The sequence below is a fragment of the Dactylosporangium sp. NPDC051541 genome (assembly GCF_044454505.1).
Taxonomy (GTDB): Bacteria; Actinomycetota; Actinomycetes; order Mycobacteriales; family Micromonosporaceae; genus Dactylosporangium.
This window is the reverse complement of sequence record NZ_JBITDU010000059.1, coordinates 1-1,138: the sequence shown is the minus strand read 5'-3', so window position 1 is coordinate 1,138 and position 1,138 is coordinate 1. Positions and strand designations below refer to the sequence as shown.

1 protein-coding gene is annotated in these 1,138 nt (G+C 64.7%); it reads right to left on the bottom strand.

The genetic code is table 11. The features are described 5' to 3' along the window. Positions 1 to 1,107, bottom strand: a complete 1,107-nt coding sequence (locus ACIA8L_RS56365; RefSeq protein ID WP_395918544.1) for an IS630 family transposase — start codon at positions 1,105 to 1,107, stop codon at positions 1 to 3. Positions 1,108 to 1,138 lie beyond the last annotated feature (31 nt).

Sequence of the window (1,138 nt, the reverse complement as noted above, 5' to 3'; positions counted from 1 at the left end):
CTAGTGTCCCGAGTCGTTAATTCGCTGACAATATGCGGCGATGGTTTCGAGGATGTTGTCGGCGGATTTGTTCCACACGAACGGTTTGGGGTCGGCGTTCCACGCCTCGATCCATGCGTGCATGTCGGCTTCCAGTTCCGCGACGCTGCGGTGGGTCGAGCGGCGCAGTTTGCGGTTGGTGAGTTCGGCGAACCAGCGTTCGACGAGGTTCAGCCAGGACGAGTAGGTCGGGGTGAAGTGCAGGTGGAACCGGGGGTGCTTGAGCAGCCACTGCTGGATGACGGGCGTCTTGTGGGTGGCGTAGTTGTCCAGCACGAGGTGGAGGTCCAGGTCGGGTGGGGTTGCCCGGTCGATGGTGCGCAGGAAGCGCAGGAATTCCTGGTGCCGGTGCTTGCGCTGGGTCTGACCGATGACTGTGCCGGTGGCGATGTCGAGGGCGGCGAACAGGCTGGTGGTGCCGTGGCGGACGTAGTCGTGGGTCTGCCGGCCGGGCGCGGCGGGCATCATCGGCAGCACCGGCGCGGTGCGGTCCAGAGCTTGGATCTGCGATTTCTCGTCCACGGCGAGGACCATCGCGGCGTCAGGCGGGTCGAGGTACAACCCGACGATGTCACGGACCTTGTCGATGAACAGCGGATCGGTCGACAGCTTCCAGCTGTCGACCTGGTGCGGCTTGAGCCCGAACGCCCGCCAGATCCGCGAGACGGCGGTCTGGTTCAGGCCTACGGCCTTGGCCATCGACCGGGTCGACCAGTGGCTGTCCTGATTGGACGGTTGCTCCTCGAGCGTCTTGGTGATGACCGCTTCGATCTCAGCGTCGCCGATTTTGCGTGGCGCGCCCGGACGCGGTTCGTCAAGCAGACCGTCGACCCGATCGATGACGAACCGCTTGCGCCACTTGCCGATCGTCGGCAGCGACACGCCGAGGCGGCGTGACGCCTCACTGTTGGACAACCCGTCCGCGCACGCCAGCACGATCCGCGCACGCATGGCCAACGCCTGCGCTGTCTTCGGACGCCGAGCCAGGCTCTGCAACTCATCCCGCTCCGCAGCCGTCAGTTCCAGCGGAGCAAGCTTCGGACCACGACCATCACCCACGTCAGCAATCTACCAACGAATCAACGACTCAGAACACTAG